The organism is Bradyrhizobium sp. AZCC 2289, from assembly GCF_036924615.1.
Lineage (GTDB): Bacteria > Pseudomonadota > Alphaproteobacteria > Rhizobiales > Xanthobacteraceae > Bradyrhizobium.
Map to the genome: position 1 here is coordinate 5,408,338 of NZ_JAZHRY010000001.1, position 19,111 is coordinate 5,427,448.

The following is a 19,111-nucleotide window of genomic DNA, read 5'->3' on the forward strand; positions in this document are numbered from 1 at the left end:
AGTCTCACGGTTGAAAGTGGCCGGTCCCTCGCAACTCCTCAAGTAAATACGAGTTTATTCTCTGGCTTCGATCCAGCCGCAGTTGGTCGCGTATCCAGATTGAATGACTCGGAGTCGAATTCAGCGTGCTGAAATCACCGATGTGAAGAATTGGAGCGCGGACCGCTGCCGCTCTCGGAAACCTAAAACATTGTTTAATTGAGCGGACCTTGTTCGCGCCCGATGTCCACAAACGTCTCTGATGCAAAACCTCTATTCCGGGAAGTATCTCCCGGCCAAACATCACCGCGACGATGGAGTGCACAATGAGCGAAGACGATGTCGTAGGCGTTGGCGACTATCAGGGCGCCGCAGCGGGATGGGGCGCTCTGAAAGCGGTCGCGGATGCCGTTCGCGGTCAGATGGATATCGTAAAGGAGACCCGCGGTCTCCTCAGCATGAACCAGCCGCATGGGTTCGATTGCCCAGGCTGCGCCTGGCCCGATCCGAAACATACCTCCTCGTTTGAGTTCTGCGAGAACGGCGCCAAAGCCGTCGCATGGGAAGCGACCGCCAAACGGACGACCCCGGAATTCTTTGCCTCACACACGGTCAATGAGCTCTGGAAATGGTCGGACTTCGATCTGGAGAATGAGGGCCGCCTCACGCATCCGATGGTCTATGACCAGCCGACCGACCGATACCTCCCGATTTCGTGGGACGAGGCGCTGGCAAAGATCGGCGCCGCGCTCCGTGCGTTGCCGCACCCCGATATGGCGGAGTTTTATACGTCCGGCAGGGCGTCCAATGAGGCGGCTTTTCTCTATCAGCTGTTTGCGCGGGAATACGGAACCAACAACTTACCCGATTGCTCGAACATGTGTCACGAGGCGACAAGCATCGGCCTGCCCGAGTCGATAGGTGTCGGCAAGGGAACGGTGACCCTGGAGGATTTCGATCACTGCGACGCACTCTTTTGCATCGGCCATAATCCCGGGACCAATCACCCTCGCATGCTGACGACCCTGCGTGAGGTCTCAAAGCGGGGAGTGCCGATTGTTGTCTTCAACCCACTGCGCGAGCGCGGCCTGGAGCGGTTCACCTCACCGCAGCACCCCATTGAGATGCTGACGCTGAACTCGACGCCGATTGCCTCGACCTACTATCTGGTGAAAGTCGGTGGCGATATCGCGGTGTTGAAGGGAATCATGAAGACCCTGTTGGCGCTCGATGCGAAAAACCTTGCCGATGGCGGTCCAGGTGTTCTCGATCGTGACTTCATCAAGAATCATACCACCGGAATTGACGAACTGCTGGCCGATCTCGAAGCGACCTCGTGGGACGCGATTGAGGAGGCCTCGGGTCTGTCGCGTTCAGATATCGAGTCCGTCGGCAATATTTACGCCAGGGCGGAGCGGGTCATTATCAATTACGGTATGGGCATCACCCAGCATCGGCACGGCACGGGCAATGTACAGCAGATCGCCAACCTGTTGATGCTCCGCGGTAATATCGGACGCAAGGGCACCGGCATTTCTCCGCTGCGCGGTCACTCTAATGTGCAGGGGGACCGCACGGTCGGCGTTACCGAGAGTCCGAATGACGGACTCCTGGACGGAATAGCCCGCGTGTTCGGATTCGACCCGCCACGCAACAAGGGCCACAATGCGATCGAAGCTGTCGAGGCGATCCGGGATGGACGCTCGAAGGCGTTGGTCTGTCTTGGCGGCAATCTTGCAGTTGCCATGTCCGATCCGGAAGTCACGTTCAATGCGATGAGGAACCTCGATCTCGCAGTGCATATTGCCACCAAGCTCAATCGCACCCATTTGCTGCTCGCGAAACAATCCTTCATTCTTCCCTGTCTGGGACGCACCGAGATTGATGCTCAGGCGAGCGGCCGCCAGTCCGTCACTGTCGAAGATTCAATGTCGATGGTCCACGCGTCACGCGGCGGACTGAAGCCGGCGTCCGAGCATCTCAGGTCGGAACCCGAAATCATCGCCGGGATGGCGTTGGCCACATTACCGGAAACCCGGGTCGGATGGGCGGACCTGGTTTCCGATTACGGAAAGATTCGTGATTGCATCGAGGCGGTTTTCCCGGAGTTCGCGAACTTCAATACTCGCATCAAGCAGCCAGGCGGATTTCGGCTGTACGTTGCTGCATCGGAGCGAGAGTGGCTGACACCGACGAAGAGGGCGAATTTCTTCGTTTATCCCGGTCTCGACGAGGATCCGCGTGTCGCAGATCCAGAAGCTCTGACGCTCACGACGATCAGAAGTCACGATCAATACAACACGACGATCTACGGCCTAAATGACCGTTATCGCGGCATTAGCGGGCGCCGCGACGTCGTGTTCGTCAATGAGCGGGACCTCGCCAGCCGCGGCTTGAAGCACGGAGACCTCGTCGATATCAGCGTCGTGTCCGATGTGGGATCGGCACCAGGCGAGCGCGCTATGCGCAACCTGACGGCGGTCGCCTACAATATCGCGCAGGGCTCGATCGCGGCCTATTATCCGGAGGCGAATGTCCTGGTTGCGCTCGATCGTTACGACCCCAAATCCGGAACCCCTTCCTACAAGTCGACGCCGGTTCTGCTCCATGCTTCGTCAAACCATGGGGTGTTGCGCCGATTGTTTCAGACCGCCGATGGATAGAGCCGAAAATGGATGGTGAATTCTGCAAAGCCATCCGCCAGGAAACGCCGGCGAGCGCAGGAATGGAGGCAGGTGGATGATGTCCACGTCGCATGAAGCACTATACGATACGTGGAGTTTATGCGGGCCGATCCACGGCCCGATAATCTAAAGTCTTGAACGCGATCGGCTGATGGGCACTTGGTTTAGGTGCCCAAAGCCTCCTGCATCGCCGCCGGTGCTTGTACGGTGAGGTTCCTGGCCGCTTTTCGTACTTTCTCGAACGCGCGCGCCTCGATTTGCCGGATCCGTTCGCGCGATACGTTGAATTGTACCGCAAGCTCTTCGAGCGTCAGTGGTTGGTCGACCAGATGTCGCGCCTCGAAGATGCGACGTTCGCGGTCGTCCAGTACCTCGATCGCGGCGACCAGTGCCTTATGCTGACGTTCTTTTTCGTCCTGTTCGACGACGATGGCTTCCGGCGTGGGGGACTGATCAACGAGATAGTCCTGCCATTCGCCGGTTTCACCGTCCTCATGAAGCGGCGCATTGATCGACTTGTCGCCGCCAAGGCGTCGATTCATGTCGACGACATCGCGCTCAGCGACATCGAGGCTCGTTGCAATCAGAGAGACCTGATCGGGGTGCAGGTCGCCACTTTCGAATGCGGCGATTTTGCCTTTTGCCGAGCGCAGTTTGAAAAATAGCTTCTTCTGGCTCATGGTCGTGCCGATTTTCACAAGTGACCACGAACGCAGGATATAATCCTGGATGGAAGCCCTGATCCACCAGATCGCATAGGTGGAGAAGCGAAAGCCCTTTTCCGGTTCAAAGCGATTGACTGCCTGCATCAGGCCGACGTTGCCTTCGGAGATGATTTCCGAAACGGGAAGGCCGTAGCCGCGGTAGCCCATGGCGACTTTGGCGGCGAGACGCAGATGACTTGTGACAAGCTTATTCGCGGCATCACGGTCGCCGTGCTCGCGCCAGCGTTTGGCGAGCCTGTACTCCTGGTCTCTTTCGAGCATCTCGAAGCGCCGGATGTCGTAGAGATAACCTTTGCCGCGTCCATTTCCGGCAAACGCTGGTGCGTGCCGTGTTCGAGTTGCGAGGCCCGCGAATTGTCCCTCAATGCCCATTTCAGTCACTCCGCCGTGAAAGTTAGCTTCCGCCATCTGAAATTTGAGCGGATCACCGAATGATAGGCAAAGCGCGCGGGGGAGCCATTAAAATGAGATTTAGGACATTAAATTCGAATTCACACGCGGCTCGTTGTATGCGGCGGCCTGGTGCTTCTCGTTCGCTATTAAATAGCTACGTTGACATCATCAACGACAATGCCTGTGAAGCCGATCGAACCTCGTGCCGCCGAGCTCGCCGCTTCGGCGGCATCCCGCTCGAATGGCGAAGGTTCGAGACTGCTATTCTTGCAAGTTGGGCCCACCAGGTGAACTTGGCGATCTGCTGATCGCCAATTCTCCAGGTGAGCCCGTTAAGGCAGCGAAAGTCGCGCGCTCGCGACTTCCGGATCGTCCGACCACTCAGTAGGTGCAGGTATACGGCCAGGTGCTCGACGTGTAATTCGGGTTATACGGGCAATCGAGGCCGTAGTTGTAGTAGCCGCCGACGAAATGACGCCGTCCAGCGCCAAAGTGATCGTGGTCCATGTGGGCCATGTGATCGGCGCCAAGGCCACCGACGTGGCCTCCGCCAAGACCTCCGATGTGACCACCGCCAAATCCACCCATGTGACCTCCACCAAAACCGCCCATGTGGCCTCCGCCAAAGCCACCCATGTGGCCTCCGCCGCCGCCCCCGCCGCCACGAGCCTGTGCACCCGTGGCAACAAGGCTGCCGGCAAGCAGTGCGCTTGCCAAAATCATCATCGCTCGTCCTCGCATAACATTCTCCATTTCGATGGGCGGACTTTCCGCCACAGGGCGTTGTCAGACGTTGGTGCGGTTCAGCAAAGTAAACGCCAACGTCGCGATGGACTGGATATGGGAATTGTTATTCTTCCCCCCTACTAAATTCTCTTTCAATCAACCAATGAATGCCCGCCTCACGAGAGCCAGGCAGGCGCGCCCGCGTATCGATCGAGTCTTGCTGCAGGCAGGCCGAGATTTCAGCCCTCGCAAAAAAAAGACGGCGCGCACCCGCCTTGTTGAGGGGGCATGAAGCGCGGCGCGCGCCGTCCAGTCGACAGCCGCATGATATCGCCTCGGGGGACAGGCGTGGCTGTTCTGAACGTGATCTACGCTTGCAGCGCTCATCGCGCCATTAAACAATGTTTCAGAATCGATCCGCGTTGGTTCTGGTGACAGGTCCTGGAACTGACCGTCGTTCTCCCTCTCGCTGTTAAATGAATGCCAGAAAGCTAAACCCGTTTTTAGTTGAGAAGGCTGCGTCAGGCAGCGACTGTACTACTTGGCGGGCTCTTGCTTCCCGGCGCGGCACGCCCTGAATGGAGCAACGCATGATGGAACCTGCCCGAGTCGTTCCTCGCCGGATTTGGCGAGATGGCAGTCCGAGCGCCGGCAGCCGTTCGGTTCCGGAAGAGACCGCGGTGGCGCTGACATATAATGGCGGGACCTATGCCGTCATGATGACGACGCCGCAGGATTTGGAGGATTTTGCGGTCGGCTTCAGCCTCAGCGAAGGCGTCATCAGCGCTTCCAAGGATGTCGATTCGCTAAACATCATGTCTCTCGATGATGGTATCGAACTGCGGATGTGGCTCAGCAAACCGAGGGCCGATCGCCTGCAGGAACGACGGCGGCACATCGCGGGACCGACAGGGTGCGGATTGTGCGGCATAGAATCAATCGCGGAAGCAATGCGTCCCGCGGCTGTTGTCGGGCGCGGCCCGCAATTTTCGCCCGAACAGGTCATGGCGGCCATGCAGGGCCTGTCATCGCGTCAAAAGCTCAACATCGAGACGCGCGCAGTACATGCAGCTGCGTTCTGGAATGCCACGAGTGGTATTGTTGCGTTGCGCGAGGACGTTGGCCGCCATAATGCGCTCGACAAGCTGTCGGGTGCACTGGCGCGTGCGTCAATTGTAGCGAGCGAGGGGATCATTCTTCTCACCAGCCGGGTGTCAGTGGAGATGGTGCAGAAGAGCGCTGCGATCGGTGCGCCCGTGATGGTGTCGGTGTCGGCGCCAACCGCGCTGGCCGTTCGCATGGCGGATGCAGCGGGTATCACACTCGCCGCCATCGCACGCGCGGACGGATTCGAAGTGTTTACGCATCCCGGCCGGATTTCAGATGAGCCGTTGCGGTAATGAGCGATAGTGACCTCTGTATGGCCGCGGATAGCGTGCTCCAGCGCTATCTCTCGGAGAGAAGGCGATCCGTCGAACGGCTGGATCATCGATCATATGAGCGGTTGCGTGTTGAAACCATAATGCCCACTGTTCCAGGGAGTCCAAGATGCGAAAGCTCGTCGTTGCGACCATGGTATTCATTCTAGCCGGGATCTCTGCCGGTTATGCACGCGGCGGCATGCACGGCTCCGGGATGCACGGCTTGATGGCCCCTGCGAATCCAGCCGTGCCACCGTCACTGACACCGGATCCTCGTCTCATCGGGACCGCGCCTCTTCCGCCCCATCACCAGCCAACATCGGCCGACGTTTCCTCGCTTCCGAGTGCGATGCTCAAACTTGACCCTGAAGACGCTGCCGTGGATCGGGCGATCGGAAACATCTGTCGAGGTTGTTGAGTGCAAGTGATCCCCATCGCCGGCCGATTGGAATGAAAAATCTGCGAGCGAGGAATGACGCGATAGTGAACTCATTTATTCGGCGAGGGCATCGTCCGACACTATCTCTATCCGGATGGAGGCGCGCCGCCGTTGCAGTTGTTCGTGCCGGGGCGCTAGTGCCTTCGGAGACCATATACGGGAGACTACAATGCGAAAGACGGTTCTATCCATTCTTGCCACCTTGCTGATTGTCGGGTCGACAATCCAGATAGCCGCAGCCGCCGGGCGTTACACCCACAAATCGGATCGCGCGCGGGCGGCTGCAAGCCAGCAGTTCCGCAACGCCAATGACTCCATGGCTTCGCCATCCGAGCAGCAGCAGGACTGGTCCGACTACAGTGAGGGACATGTGATCTCGGCGCCCGCCGGTCAGTGATGCCGATCCCGTCAAACACGAAAAGCCCCGACCAGGTCGGGGCTTTTTGTGACGTGACAACGCTACGAGAGTATTGTCCCTTGCGGTCGTACGGACATCACCGGGATTTTGGCCCGCCCTGATAACGCCAAGTGGATGCATTGTCATTTGCATTCGTTGCCGGTTGCAAACCTGACACGGATCCGTCGTCTGCGAGCGCAGAATTTGGATTGCCAAGTAAGCTGCCAGACAGGTCCTGTGCACCCTGCATGGCTTCGTTCGGCCAATAGCTTTTGTCGGTGATTGTTGACCCCGCGTGGGCTGCGGTGGATATCGCCATCAGCCTCAGCAAGAGCGAAATTGTAAAAAACCGTTTTGATAGCATTGTCGGGCTCCATTTCTGTCCTGTTCGAGTTTTCACTGGTCAGGAAATAGATCTGTGTTAGGTTGGCCGCAACACGGCTCATCCGACGATTTTGGCCAAAGGCCCGGCTAATTTGGCCGTGAACGACTGCTGTAGCGAGAGGTGCCCTTTCCTGGGAAGGGCGGAGGAAAAACGGCAAAATGGTTGCCAGGCCCGCGCAGAAACCCGTTGCCATCATCGTACCGCCGAACGCGCAATCTCTTGACGTGTCGGGGCCGCTGGATGCCTTTCTGGAAGCCAATCGCCAAGCATCCGGCGGACCTCTCTACGAGGTCCGGTTGGTAGCGACCGGCGCGCGCCGAACAATCAAGGTAGGAGGCATGTCGCTCGTCGCGGATAGTTCGATCTTTGACGACGTCAGGTCAATCGACACGATGCTCGTGGCCGGAACGCCCGACTACGCCATCGCCTACAATAGCGGAGATATCCACGCCTGGCTGCGACGCCGTGCTCCGAAGACGCGGAGATATGGCTCGGTATGCACCGGTGCATTCTTTCTCGGTGCGTCAGGTCTCCTCGACGGAATGAGCGCGACGACGCATTGGCAACATGCCGCCGAACTTGCCGAACGTTTTCCGGCCGCCAAGGTCGTGCCCGACCAGATCTATGTTCAGGATGGCGCGCTCTACACTTCGGCCGGAGTGACCGCCGGCATCGATCTCGCATTGAAGCTGATCGAGGACGATCACGGGCGCGATCTTGCATTGACGGTCGCGCGTCGGCTGGTGGTCTTTTTAAAGCGTCCCGGCGGCCAATCGCAGTTCAGCGCGCATCTGGCCGCGCAGATGGCCGACGAGGGAAAGATTCGATCCCTGCAGCATTGGATTCTCGATCATCTCTCGCTCGATCTGAGCCTGGTTTCGCTGGCAAGTCGGGTCGCGATGAGCGTACGCAATTTTACGCGCGTGTTTCAGGACGAAACCGGCACCACGCCCGCGGACTTCGTCGAAATGGCGCGGGTTGATGCGGCGAGGCGACTGCTCGAGGAGAGCGAAACCCCATTGCAGCGCGTGGCGTCGCGCTGTGGCTTTAGCAGCCCGGATACGATGCGCCGTGCCTTCCTGCGAAGAATCGAAACCGGGCCTAGCGACTATCGGGAGCGATTTCGACGGTGACGTCCGCGACGGCCGTCGAAGTCTGTCGAGAAGAAGGGTATCTGCCGGGCGAGATCAGCGAGCGTCCCCGCATGGCGCTTTCGTTGCGCCATGCGGGGTAGCTGCCCGATCAACTGGCTGGGTACGCGGGACCTGCCCATCGACGACACGGATGATACAGCGCCTGCTAAGTTGCCGGCTTTGGTGAAGAACCCGGTTGAAGCGACGACACCCGCCATACGGTGTTTCCGACATCGTCGGCGATGAGCAGTCCGCCGGTCCGGTCGACTGCCAAACCGACCGGCCTTCCGTGCGCGTGATTGTTCGCATCGAGGAAGCCGGTGACGACATCCTGTGGCGGGCCGCTGGGTCGTCCACCGCTGAAGGGCACGAAGACCACTTTGTAGCCGTTCAGAGGCGTTCGATTCCAGCTTCCGTGTTCGCCGACGAACGCACCGCCGCGGTAGTTTGCCGGAAGATCGTTGCCTGTGTACATGGCGACACCCAATGGCGCCACGTGGGAGCTTAACGCGTAGTCCGGCTTGATCGCTCTGGCCACCAGATCGGGCCGCTGCGGTACGATGCGGGGGTCCAGGTGCTGGCCGTAATAGCTATAGGGCCAGCCATAGAAACCTCCGTCCTGCACCGAGGTCAGATAATCCGGAACCAGGTCGGGCCCGATCTCGTCGCGTTCGTTGGCGATGGCCCAGAGCTTGCCGGTCTCAGGTTCCCACTGCAGCCCGGTGGGATTACGGACTCCGCTGGCGAAGATACGATGCGCGCCCGACGCACGGTCGACCTCCCAGATTGCAGCTCGTTCGTATTCGGCCCCGATTCCGTTTTCGCCAATGTTGCTGTTCGAGCCGACGCCGACATAGAGCTTGGAGCCGTCTGGACTGGCCAACAGAGCCTTCGTCCAGTGATGATCGATGGGCCCGCCGGGAAGATCCGTGAGCTTGGTGCCCGCGGCCGTGATGGTGGTTTGTCCGTCCTGATACGGATAGCGGACGATCGCATCGGTGTTGGCGACGTAAAGATCGTGACCAACCAGGGCGACGCCAAATGGCGAGTTGAGGTGGTCCAGAAACACGGTTCGCACTTCGTAACGGCCGTCACCATTCGTATCGCGCAACAGCGTGATGCGATTGGCATCCTTCGCCTTGGCGCCGGCAAACGACTGTACCCAGCCGGTGATGATGTCCTTTGGCCGGTAAACCGGCGCTTTCGGACCATTGCTCTCAACCACCAGCACGTCTCCATTAGGGAGCACGTAGAGGGACCGGGGGTGCTGAAGGCCGGTCGCCAATGCATGGACCTGCAATCCCTGCGGCACCGTGGGAGCTTCATCCTTTCCCCATCCGACCACCTTTGCGATCCGCATCGGCGGCATCAGGTACTGCTGCAACTTGGGCAGAACGGGGTTGGCGCCGATCTGCACTTTCGGATCGCCGGCATGATCGTCACAGCCGGCGAGTCCCAGGCCGGCGACAGCGACAAGGATAGCGGCAAGACGCGGTAGCTTCGTCGAACCTGCAATTCTGAGGGCGTGCATATTATCCTCCAATACGATGGCGATTTGCCAGGGCCGCGGCCACCGAGGCCGTCACCAAGAGAACGACGACGACCAGCCCGGAAAGCATCAGGCCGGTCGGTACCACTGCGGTGTAACCGTCGCGGCTGTGAACGAAGGCATTTATCAGCGCGAGCAGGACAGCGAGCGCGTAACCGACGGCGCGGGGCCACGCCGGCCTGTCGATTCGTCTGCGGCCCGCCAGGTCGATTGCGTAAGCGATGGTGGCGAGGCCCGCCATGACCAGACCGGCGGCGATCAGCCAGATGGAGAACCTCTCCCACAACACATCAGGCATCTGCCAGTAGACAAGATCGGTGACGAGCGCGCCGGTGAAATAGGCGGCGGAAAACGACACCAGGATTTTGTGTATCGGTCGTCCACGACGCTTCCGGGTTGGTCTCAAATTGGCGTCGCCCATGAACGTCGCTTCCGTGATCGTAGCGTGCTGCTGCATGTCTCAATCCTCCTAACGATCCCGCGCATCTGCATTTCCAGGAGATGCGGTACGATCTTCAAGTTCATCTCGGCGACGTGAAAACTTCGGCCGCCGATCTAACATTGCCTCTACTTCGCGAATCGTCTTCTAAATTCGGGTTCATTATTCGAGAACAGCTCGAACGATCTGAGTCAGGGGTTCTACCGCTGCATCTGCATGAGCTGATCCATCGGCATCATGTTGTGGTTGAGGTTCGCCATGATCCATAGCGATCCGCACATCACCAGAAGGACGATCAGGACACCGAACGCCAGCGCCAGCACGTTATTGGTGTTGTCGGGCCCGGTGGTGATGTGCAGGAAGAACACGAGGTGCACGCCCATCTGCGCGATTGCCAGGACCACGAGCGCGACCGGAATGCTCGGCTGCCATACCAGATCGGTACCCGCGATGAAGAATGATGTCGCCGTCAGCAAGATGGCGAGCCCCAGTCCGGTGAGGTAACCGATGACCCGCGACCCGACGCCGCCCTCAGCGTGCTCATCGCCCGGTGCGAGATCGACCCCGTTGTCCGCCGCTTCTAGTCCGTTGCTCATGCTGCGCTTCCCAACAAATACACCACGGTGAACACGGCGATCCAGATGATGTCGAGCGCGTGCCAGAACAGCGCGAAGCACAGGATTCGCCGCTGAATGTCCGACCTGAACCCCTTGGTGAAAACCTGCGCCATCATCGTCAGCAGCCACAGGATGCCGGCGGAGACATGCAGCCCATGGCAGCCTACGAGCGTAAAGAACGCCGACAGGAACGCGCTGCGCGACGGCCCGGCGCCGGCTATAACGAGGCTGGCGAATTCCCGCCCTTCAAGAAAGAGAAAGCTGAGGCCGAAGGCGCAGGTGACAGCCATGGCGGTCTGGAAACCGCTCTTGTTGCGCGTGTCGGCCGCGATCGAGGCGAGGCCGCACGTAAAGCTCGATGCCAGCAGAAACGCGGTCTCGATCGCGACATTGCGCAGGTCGAATAGATCGTTCCCCGTCGGTCCGCCCGCCGTCTGCCCTTGCAGAACGGCATAGGTCGCGAAAAAGGCCGAAAACATCACCATGTCGCTGAGGATGAAGATCCAGAAGCCATAGCCGGTGACGATGCGCTTCGGTGCGGCGCCACTCCATTCGCGGCCTACGGCGGAGCCATGATGCGCTTCCGTTAATGCAACTGTGCTCATTCGGCAGCCTCTCTGGTGAGCATCGCGTGACGCTGCGCCCGGTTGCTGCGGTCGATGCGCGCGACTTCGTCTGCGGGGATGGTATCCTCGTCATGGTCGCGCCAGGCGAACACGACGAACGTGGCGAAGGCGCCGATCGCGCCTGCGGCAACCATCCACCAGATTTGCCAGATCAGTGCAAAGCCCATGATGGTGGCGAAGAATGCGCACACGAATCCGGTCGCCGAGTTGCGCGGGATTTCGATATCTCGATACTGCGGCTCTTTCTCCGGCCAACTCCGCCCCGCCGCGCGTTGCTTGAGCGCCCAATAGGCATCCTCGCCGGACACCTCGGGCAGCACGGCGAAATTGAAGGCTGGCGGCGGCGAGGCGGTGGCCCATTCCAGCGACCGGCCATCCCAGGGGTCACCGCTACAGTCGCGCAGCTTCTCGCGCTGGCGAATGCTGACGACGAGCTGGACGATTTGAAGCGCGATACCGCACATGATCAGCGCCGCGCCGCAAGCGGCAACGATCAGCCAGGGATGCCATTGCGGCAGGTCATAATGTTGCGTCCGCCGGGTCATGCCGAGCAGGCCAAGGACATACAGTGGCATGAAGGCAACGTAGAAGCCGACCAGCCAGCACCAGAATGCCGCCTTCCCGAGGCCTTCGTGAAGCTTGAAACCGAAAGCCTTGGGGAACCAGTAGGTATAGCCCGCGAACGCGCCGAACAGCATGCCACCGATCAGGACGTTGTGGAAATGTGCAATCAGGAACAGGCTGTTGTGCAGAAGGAAGTTGGCAGGCGGCACCGCCATCAGCACGCCCGTCATGCCGCCGATGATGAACGTCACCATGAAGCCGAGCGACCACAATAGCGGTTGTTGAAACCGGACCTTGCCGCCATACATCGTGAACAGCCAGTTGAACACCTTCACGCCGGTGGGCACGGCTATGATCATGGTCGCGATGCCGAAGATCGCGTTGACGTCGGCGCCGGCACCCATGGTGAAGAAATGATGCAGCCACACCATGAACGAAAGGACGCAGATCGCCATCGTTGCGAGCACCATAGAGCGGTAGCCGAACAACGGTTTGCCGGAAAATGTCGAGATCACCTCGGAGAAGATGCCGAACGCCGGCAGTATCAGGATGTAGACTTCCGGATGACCCCAGGACCAGATCAGGTTCATGAACATCATCATGTTGCCGCCGGCTTCGTTGGTAAAGAAGTGGAAACCGAGATAGCGGTCGAGCAGCAGCATTGCCAATGTCGCAGTCAGGATCGGAAACGCCGCGACGATCAGCAGATTTGTCGCAAGCGTGGTCCAGCAGAATATCGGCATGCGAAGGTAGTTCATGCCCTTGGTACGCACCTTCAGCACGGTGGTGACGAGATTGATGCCGGAGACCAGAGTGCCGACGCCGGATATTTCGATCGACCATAGATAATAGTCGACTCCGACGCCCGGCGAATAAGTGAGCTCCGACAGCGGTGGATAGTGCAGCCAGCCGGTGCGCGCGAATTCGCCGACCACCAGCGAGATATTGACGAGTAATGCTCCGGTGGCGGTCAACCAGAAGCCGACCGAGTTGAGCGTAGGGAAAGCGACGTCACGGACTCCGAGTTGCAGTGGCACGGCGAAGTTCATCAGTCCGATCATGAACGGCATGGCGACGAAGAAGATCATGATCGTGCCATGCGCCGAAAAGATCTGGTCGTAATGTTCAGGTGGCAGGAAGCCGTGACTGTGGAACGCGATTGACTGCTGCGCCCGCATCATGATGGCGTCGGCAAAGCCGCGGAGCAGCATCACCATCGCGAGCAGCGTGTACATCACGCCGATGCGTTTGTGGTCGACGCTGGTGATCCATTCCCGCCACAAATACGGCAGATGTCCTTTGATGACGACCCAGGCGAGGACCGCGAGAATGCCGAGCGCCACGATGCCGGACGCGGCCATCGGGATCGGCTGATCGAAGGGAATAGCGTCCCAGGTAAGCTTACCGAGCATCGGCGACCCCTTCCACCGGTGAGGCTCCCTTTACGCCCGCCTGCGTGCCGGGTGAGGGCGGTATCTTCTGCGTGGCGATCGATTGAAAGAGGTCCGGATCGCTCAAGCGGTAGGTCGAGGGCTCGTCCTTCATCGAAGGTTTGGCGATCTGTTCATAGCGCTGCGCGTCCAGCGACTTGTTGGAACGTGACGCGTCCTGCGCCCATTTCGCAAAATCCTCTGATGGCACGACGTGGACATCGAAGTGCATGTCCGAGAACCCATCGCCGGAAAAATGCGCCGCGAGGCCGCCAAACGTTCCGACTGAATCCGCCCGCAGATTGAGCCGGGTGGTCATGCCGTTCATGGTGTAGATCATGCTGCCGAATTGCGGGATGAAGAACACGTTCATCACGCTTGCCGAGGTAAGCTGGAATTGCAGCGGCACGCCTGCGGGAACGGTGAGCGTATTGATGGTCGCAACGTTCTGGTCGGGGTAGATAAACAGCCATTTCCAGTCGAGCGACACCGCCTGGATATTCAAGGGTTTGCCCGATCCCTCCACCGCCCTCGCCGGGTCGAGCTGATGCGCGCCGATCCATGCCACGCCGCCAAGCAAGATGACGGTCAGGGCGGGGATCGACCACACCACGAGTTCGAGGCGGCCCGAATACTCCCAGTTCGGCCAGTAAAATGCCTTCGGGTTCGAGGCCCGAAACCAATACGCAAAGCCGAAGATCGCGACGATAGTCGGCAGCACAATCGCCAGCATGATGGCAAGCGAATCGATCAGGATGGTCTTGTCGGCGACGCCGATCGGCCCTTGCGGATCAAGGATATTCATGGCCGAACCCCAGAATTGAACCGATGACAACGTCCTCGCCGCCGGTAATTTCGTGATCACAGGATAAGCCGGATCGCGTTTTGCCGGAGTCCGCCGGCGAGATCCCGCAAATCGCGAGCCGCTCTATCGCCTCACTTGAACTGCGGAATTGTCGGGACAGTTATGCGCGGCTGCGGCAGCGGCGCCAATTTGGAAGCGTTGCCGATGCCACTCGGATCGACGTTCACATTGTTCATTCCACCAGCGTTTGCAGGCCCCGCGGGAATTCCGTTGATGGGCACATTTCCTGAGCCTGCTCCACCCGCCATCCTTGCGTAGGAAGCGGCAGGGGCCGCCAGGAGAACGAGGAATGCGAGAGCGATTTTTGCAGATGTGTTGGGCATGACGAGCCTCCATTGTTCAACGAGAGTGTTGGACGCGTGAGGCCGATGTAGGTCCGTCGATTCGACGACGCCATTAAATTGAAGTTTAGAACAGCCAAGCAGAAAGCCAGTAGGCGGAACCGACGCGCGTTCTCTTCTGCGCTTCCTCACCGACGCGCGCCTCGAAATGCGGAGCGAACTATCGAAGAAAAATCACTTTCGCGTTCTGAATTTCAATTTAGTGGGATGAGTGGAGTTTTGCCTTACCTCCGTAGTGACGCACCTGAGCATTCAGGGCGAAAGCGAGAATTCCCCAATCTCGCTGCCAATCGATTTACGGAGAACAGCCATGACCAGATTCAGGATCCTCGGTGCGGCGGCCATTCTGTCGCTGATGTCCGCAACGCCGGTATTCGCGCAGGCGGCGATTCAGGAGCCAGGTGCGTTCGCGTTTTACTACCCGAACAATGATGTTCTGAACGGCGGCCGGCCCACGCCGGCGGCGGGGTTGGACGCCAGGACGCCGGAGCTATTCGGCAGCGGCGACGCTTATGCCGCCATGGACAGCAGTGCAAATGGTGCGTCTTGCGCCCAGCGGTACCATTCCTATGATCCGAACTCCGGGACGTTCCGCGGATATGATGGTCGCCGGCATCCGTGCGAGTGAACTGGCACGAAGCATCGACAGAGGCGGCCGGGACTGGGCGCGGCAGATCGAGCTGGCCCGCATCGGCGACGATACGGCCATTCCATGAACCACGGTCAGGCGAGGACCGCGGGCAGGTGGCGTTCCGACCAGCGGCAATTTGATCGCCGCAAGAATGATCCAAGGGTAGCAATCCCCGGCAAGCGGTGTCTTGCCCGGTGAACTACATTCAAGATGCCTTCGTTCTGCAATATTTGCGGGGCTTCATCGCATTATTCTGCGCACCGATTTCGAGCGGAGGACGTACGATGACCGAGCCAACCGACGACGGCAAGGGTCTTGCCGCGACATCGCGCCGGCGATTTCTGCGTAACGGTGGCATAGTGGTGGGAGGGGTCGTCGTTGCGGGTGGTCTCGCCGGCAGCGAAGCATCGGCGGCAACGGAAAACGCCGACAACCTGCCGCCCAATGTCCCGGACTGGATGAAGACGCCTGGCGATCCCATGGGAAGCCAGCTTTACGGAATGCCTTCGTCATTCGAAAAGGATGTCATCAAGAACATCCCGAAGAACCTGCCGCAATATTTGTCGGCATCCGGGCGAACGCCACTGCAGGATCTCGACGGCATCATCACGCCGAACGGACTGTTCTATGAACGCCATCACGGCGGGGTTCCCGCCATCGATCCGGCGCAACATCGGCTGATGCTCCATGGCCTCGTCGACAAACCGCTGATCTTTACCATGGACGACATCCGGCGCTTTCCTTCCCAGTCGCACATCTATTTTATCGAATGCTCGGGCAACCCCGGCTACAAGAAACCCTACGGCAAAACGGCATCCGACCTTGTCGGTCTCCTGAGCTGTGCGGAATGGACGGGCGTAAGCCTCAAACTGGTTTTGCAGGAAGCGGGATTGCAGGCCGGGGCAAAATGGGTGATCGCCGAAGGCGCCGATGCCGCCGCAATGACGCGCAGCATTCCGATCGAAAAATGTCTCGAAGACGCGATGCTGGTGTACAGCCAGAATGGCGAGCGGCTGCGCCCGCAGCAAGGCTATCCACTGCGGCTGTTGTTGCCGGGATTCGAAGGCAACATGAACATCAAATGGCTGCGACGTCTGCGCGTCGCCGCCGAGCCCGCCTATTCGCGCGAGGAGACCTCGAAATATACGGACCTGATGCCGGACGGCTCGGCGCGCGAGTTCACATTCTATATGGAAGCGAAATCCATCATTACGCGACCCTCGGGCGGACAGCGGCTGAGCGCGCCTGGATTCCGTGAGATCAGCGGCATCGCCTGGAGCGGCCGCGGCAAGATCGGGCGTGTCGATGTCTCGGTCGATGATGGCAAGAGCTGGCAGGAGGCGCAGCTGCAGGAACCGGTGTTGACCCGGGCGCTGACCCGCTTCAGGCTGCCGTGGCATTGGGACGGCCAACCCGCCGTCATTCAAAGTCGCGCAATCGATGAAACCGGCTACGTCCAGCCGACGCTGGCCGAACTTCTCGCGGTTCGCGGCGAGAACTATTTCTACCACAACAACGCGATCTGGCCTTGGCGGATCTCGGCCGGCGGTGAGGTGACCAATGCCAATGCGTGAGCCTTGCATCGCCGCGTTCGCCTTATTTGCGCTTGCATGCGCGACACCCGCGCAGGCGCAAAGTACCTACGGCATCGGGCGGGCTGCAACGCCGGCGGAGATCGCTGGTTGGAATATCGATGTCGATCGCGAGGGTAACAACCTTCCGCCGGGAAGCGGCAGCGTCAATCACGGCCGCGAGGTCTTTGATCAGCAATGTGCGGCTTGTCACGGCGCAAAGGGTGAGGGTGGCGTTGGCGATCGGCTTGTCGGCGGACAGGGCACGCTCGCGACGCCAAATCCGGTGAGGACCGTCGGCAGCTACTGGCCGTACGCCCCGACATTGTTCGATTATATCCGCCGCGCCATGCCGCAGAACGCGCCGCAATCGCTAAGTAGCGAAGACGTTTATGCGGTCTCGGCTTACATTCTCCATCTGAACGGCCTGCTGCCGGCAGAGGCGACCGTCGACGCCAGGTCGCTAAGCGCGATCAAGATGCCGAATCGAAATATGTTCGTCGGCGATTCCCGGCCCGACGTCAAAAATCCGGCATGCGTGACGGGGTGCTGAGGAAGCAAATAAAAACCGGGTTTGCCAATAGTAGGGGCGCACCCATCGACCAGTACCTGTCATTGCCGCCCAGCGTGCCATCAGGTCTCAACCGCTGGACTCGCCGGCCGGATAACGTGAGCCGAACAGACTTTCTGCGATCTTTTTCGATGGGTCGATTGGGTCCTAGCCGGACTGCAACCCAAAGTCTTCGCCGACGACGCCGCCCGCCAGGATGAGATGTCCGTCAATCGACCCTTTCGCGCTCAGGCTGGTCTCAAAGCGATCGGACGCCTGAGTACGTCCCCATAATGACCTCCACGATTAGAACATCGTTTCCATTCTGGTCGAGCAGTTTGCCGCCTGGCGGGAGGTCACTGGCGGGCGCAAGGGTCCCGTCGGGGCGCATGAAAAGCTGATCCTGCGTGCAGACGAGACTCCGCCCTGCATCGAGGACGATATAACAAATTGCCGGATGGAGCGTCCCCGGCGGCGTACTATGGATGAACGCCACCGCCACAGGGGTCCATGTCAAATGCGGCGCGCTGCCGGCGCCCGCCAGTACTTCGTTGCCGACTTTCAGATTCTCGATCGCGACCGTCCCCTGGGGTGTCGCGATCTCAGTCCCTGCAGCGAATGCCATTTACTTTCTTTCCCTGGAGACCGGTATTCTTAGCACAGCCTTCCACAGGATGAAGGCCGCCGCTTTCAGCCTATCTTTCCCCGCCGATCCCGCGTAGGGTCGTTTCGTCGCAAGACGATGGCGCTGAAACTCTGAGCGGACCGCGGGCAGACCCGGGGGCAGTACCCGGCGCCTCCACCTTAGCAGCTTGAGCTTAAAGGTCTCATCTAGAGCATGATCCGGAAAAGTGGGTACCGGTTTTCCGAAAAGATCATGCTGAAACGTCAGGTGAGATCGATTACGCCGCAAGGCATGATCCCTAGGCTGCTATGGCGGGGGCGAACCAGGATCGATGGTCGTGAAGAAGCTCTGAATTGTGCTCGGCATGATACCGCCGTTATCGGGTCAAAAACCTAAATGCAAACGATAACGTTGCATTGAACGAAGTGCGCCTCGCGGCGTAACCTGTTCGGGGTTGGTCCACCTGGCAACAGAACGGCCATTGCCGCGTCAACCTTCGGGTTGGCGCGGCTTTTATTTGTCGGCCGGTGCAGGCGTCGCGCGGTGACTTATGTTCCGGCCGCCGCCGTGCTAGACCATGGCCATGCCGCAAACATGGAGGTGAACGCGTGACCCAGGCGATCACTTCCCAGGACACCTCCCGAAACGGCTTACTGGCGATCGCCGGCGGCGGCGATCGTGACCATGGTCGCATTCGTCTGCGCGGTGAATGCCGCGATCTTCATCGACGGGCAGGCCAACGGCGCCGATAAGATGATGCGCAATATCCTGGCCGGGCTCGCCGGCGGCTTCATCGGCAGCGCGATCATGGCGCTCGGGATCGGTCTGTTGCCTGCGGGCCCGCGCGACGTCGTGGCCTGGTTGCAGATGCTGATCACCGGCACGCTCGCCGGCGCGCTGCTGGCGCTCGACAATGCGCTCGGGCTCGACCAGACGTCGGTGCTTTATCCGGTGTGGCAGGCCGGCGTCGCGGTCCGGCTGGCGATGGCGTTGCAGCGGAGAAGGCGCGGCTGACTGGTGT

18 protein-coding genes and 1 other RNA gene are annotated in these 19,111 nt (G+C 59.7%); 10 read left to right on the forward strand and 9 right to left on the reverse strand.

The window, feature by feature from the left end:
• Positions 1-305 precede the first annotated feature (305 nt).
• The gene (locus V1289_RS25580) at positions 306-2,642 is read left to right on the forward strand and encodes an FdhF/YdeP family oxidoreductase (protein WP_334399856.1); all 2,337 of its coding nucleotides are present in this window, start codon (positions 306-308) and stop codon (positions 2,640-2,642) included.
• A gap of 185 nt (positions 2,643-2,827) precedes the next feature.
• Here the strand turns inward: V1289_RS25580 and rpoH are convergent, their stop codons facing one another.
• Entirely contained in the window at positions 2,828-3,664 is an 837-nt protein-coding gene (gene rpoH, locus V1289_RS25585) for an RNA polymerase sigma factor RpoH (protein ID WP_334407677.1), read from the reverse strand.
• Between rpoH and V1289_RS25590 the strand changes: the two genes are divergently transcribed.
• The gene (locus V1289_RS25590) at positions 3,560-3,823 is read left to right on the forward strand and encodes a hypothetical protein (RefSeq protein ID WP_334408015.1); all 264 of its coding nucleotides are present in this window, start codon (positions 3,560-3,562) and stop codon (positions 3,821-3,823) included. The two genes, rpoH and V1289_RS25590, sit on opposite strands and share 105 nt — an antisense overlap.
• Positions 3,824-4,162: 339 nt before the next feature.
• Here V1289_RS25590 and V1289_RS25595 read toward each other — a convergent pair whose 3' ends face one another.
• Positions 4,163-4,507, reverse strand: coding sequence for a hypothetical protein (locus V1289_RS25595; RefSeq protein ID WP_334399857.1), 345 nt, complete (start codon positions 4,505-4,507; stop codon positions 4,163-4,165).
• A gap of 590 nt (positions 4,508-5,097) precedes the next feature.
• Here V1289_RS25595 and fdhD point away from each other — a divergent pair.
• From fdhD to V1289_RS25610, 3 genes are all read left to right on the forward strand, one after another.
• A complete protein-coding gene (gene fdhD, locus V1289_RS25600) occupies positions 5,098-5,907 on the forward strand; it encodes a formate dehydrogenase accessory sulfurtransferase FdhD (RefSeq protein WP_334399859.1) in 810 nt (269 codons plus the stop codon).
• Positions 5,908-6,536: 629 nt separating this feature from the next.
• On the forward strand, positions 6,537-6,764 hold the full coding sequence (locus V1289_RS25605; RefSeq protein WP_334399861.1) for a hypothetical protein: 228 nt from the start codon (positions 6,537-6,539) through the stop codon (positions 6,762-6,764).
• Positions 6,765-7,307: 543 nt separating this feature from the next.
• A complete protein-coding gene (locus V1289_RS25610) occupies positions 7,308-8,282 on the forward strand; it encodes a GlxA family transcriptional regulator (RefSeq protein ID WP_309181524.1) in 975 nt (324 codons plus the stop codon).
• 166 nt (positions 8,283-8,448) lie between these two features.
• Here V1289_RS25610 and V1289_RS25615 read toward each other — a convergent pair whose 3' ends face one another.
• The 6 genes from V1289_RS25615 to cyoA form a co-directional block, all read right to left on the reverse strand.
• A complete protein-coding gene (locus tag V1289_RS25615) occupies positions 8,449-9,813 on the reverse strand; it encodes a PQQ-dependent sugar dehydrogenase (protein WP_334399862.1) in 1,365 nt (454 codons plus the stop codon).
• Position 9,814: 1 nt separating this feature from the next.
• The gene (locus V1289_RS25620) at positions 9,815-10,288 is read right to left on the reverse strand and encodes a DUF2231 domain-containing protein (RefSeq protein WP_334399863.1); all 474 of its coding nucleotides are present in this window, start codon (positions 10,286-10,288) and stop codon (positions 9,815-9,817) included.
• A 182-nt stretch (positions 10,289-10,470) separates the two neighbouring features.
• On the reverse strand, positions 10,471-10,866 hold the full coding sequence (cyoD, locus tag V1289_RS25625) for a cytochrome o ubiquinol oxidase subunit IV (RefSeq protein ID WP_334399865.1): 396 nt from the start codon (positions 10,864-10,866) through the stop codon (positions 10,471-10,473).
• Positions 10,863-11,492 carry a cytochrome o ubiquinol oxidase subunit III gene (cyoC, locus tag V1289_RS25630; RefSeq protein WP_334399867.1) on the reverse strand — a complete coding sequence of 210 codons (630 nt, stop codon included), beginning with the start codon at positions 11,490-11,492 and terminating at the stop codon, positions 10,863-10,865. Before cyoC ends, cyoD begins: the two co-directional genes overlap by 4 nt.
• Positions 11,489-13,489 carry a cytochrome o ubiquinol oxidase subunit I gene (gene cyoB, locus V1289_RS25635; protein ID WP_334399869.1) on the reverse strand — a complete coding sequence of 667 codons (2,001 nt, stop codon included), beginning with the start codon at positions 13,487-13,489 and terminating at the stop codon, positions 11,489-11,491. The genes cyoC and cyoB overlap by 4 nt, the downstream gene beginning before the upstream one ends.
• Positions 13,479-14,372 carry a ubiquinol oxidase subunit II gene (gene cyoA, locus V1289_RS25640; RefSeq protein ID WP_334399871.1) on the reverse strand — a complete coding sequence of 298 codons (894 nt, stop codon included), beginning with the start codon at positions 14,370-14,372 and terminating at the stop codon, positions 13,479-13,481. The genes cyoB and cyoA overlap by 11 nt, the downstream gene beginning before the upstream one ends.
• Before the next feature lie 651 nt (positions 14,373-15,023).
• Here cyoA and V1289_RS25645 point away from each other — a divergent pair.
• The 3 genes from V1289_RS25645 (at position 15,024) to V1289_RS25655 (ending at position 17,468) form a co-directional block, all read left to right on the forward strand.
• On the forward strand, positions 15,024-15,341 hold the full coding sequence (locus V1289_RS25645) for a BA14K family protein (RefSeq protein WP_334399873.1): 318 nt from the start codon (positions 15,024-15,026) through the stop codon (positions 15,339-15,341).
• A 287-nt stretch (positions 15,342-15,628) separates the two neighbouring features.
• Positions 15,629-16,918, forward strand: a complete 1,290-nt coding sequence (soxC, locus tag V1289_RS25650) for a sulfite dehydrogenase (protein ID WP_334399874.1) — start codon at positions 15,629-15,631, stop codon at positions 16,916-16,918.
• A complete protein-coding gene (locus tag V1289_RS25655) occupies positions 16,905-17,468 on the forward strand; it encodes a c-type cytochrome (protein ID WP_334399875.1) in 564 nt (187 codons plus the stop codon). The genes soxC and V1289_RS25655 overlap by 14 nt, the downstream gene beginning before the upstream one ends.
• Positions 17,469-17,724: 256 nt before the next feature.
• Here V1289_RS25655 and V1289_RS25660 read toward each other — a convergent pair whose 3' ends face one another.
• Positions 17,725-18,090: a Hint domain-containing protein gene (locus V1289_RS25660; RefSeq protein WP_334399876.1), complete on the reverse strand. Its 366-nt coding sequence runs from the start codon at positions 18,088-18,090 to the stop codon at positions 17,725-17,727.
• Between the two features lie 67 nt (positions 18,091-18,157).
• Between V1289_RS25660 and ssrA the strand changes: the two genes are divergently transcribed.
• Positions 18,158-18,573, forward strand: a transfer-messenger RNA (tmRNA) gene (gene ssrA / locus V1289_RS25665).
• A gap of 195 nt (positions 18,574-18,768) precedes the next feature.
• Positions 18,769-19,104, forward strand: a complete 336-nt coding sequence (locus tag V1289_RS25670; RefSeq protein ID WP_334399878.1) for a hypothetical protein — start codon at positions 18,769-18,771, stop codon at positions 19,102-19,104.
• Positions 19,105-19,111: the final 7 nt, after the last annotated feature.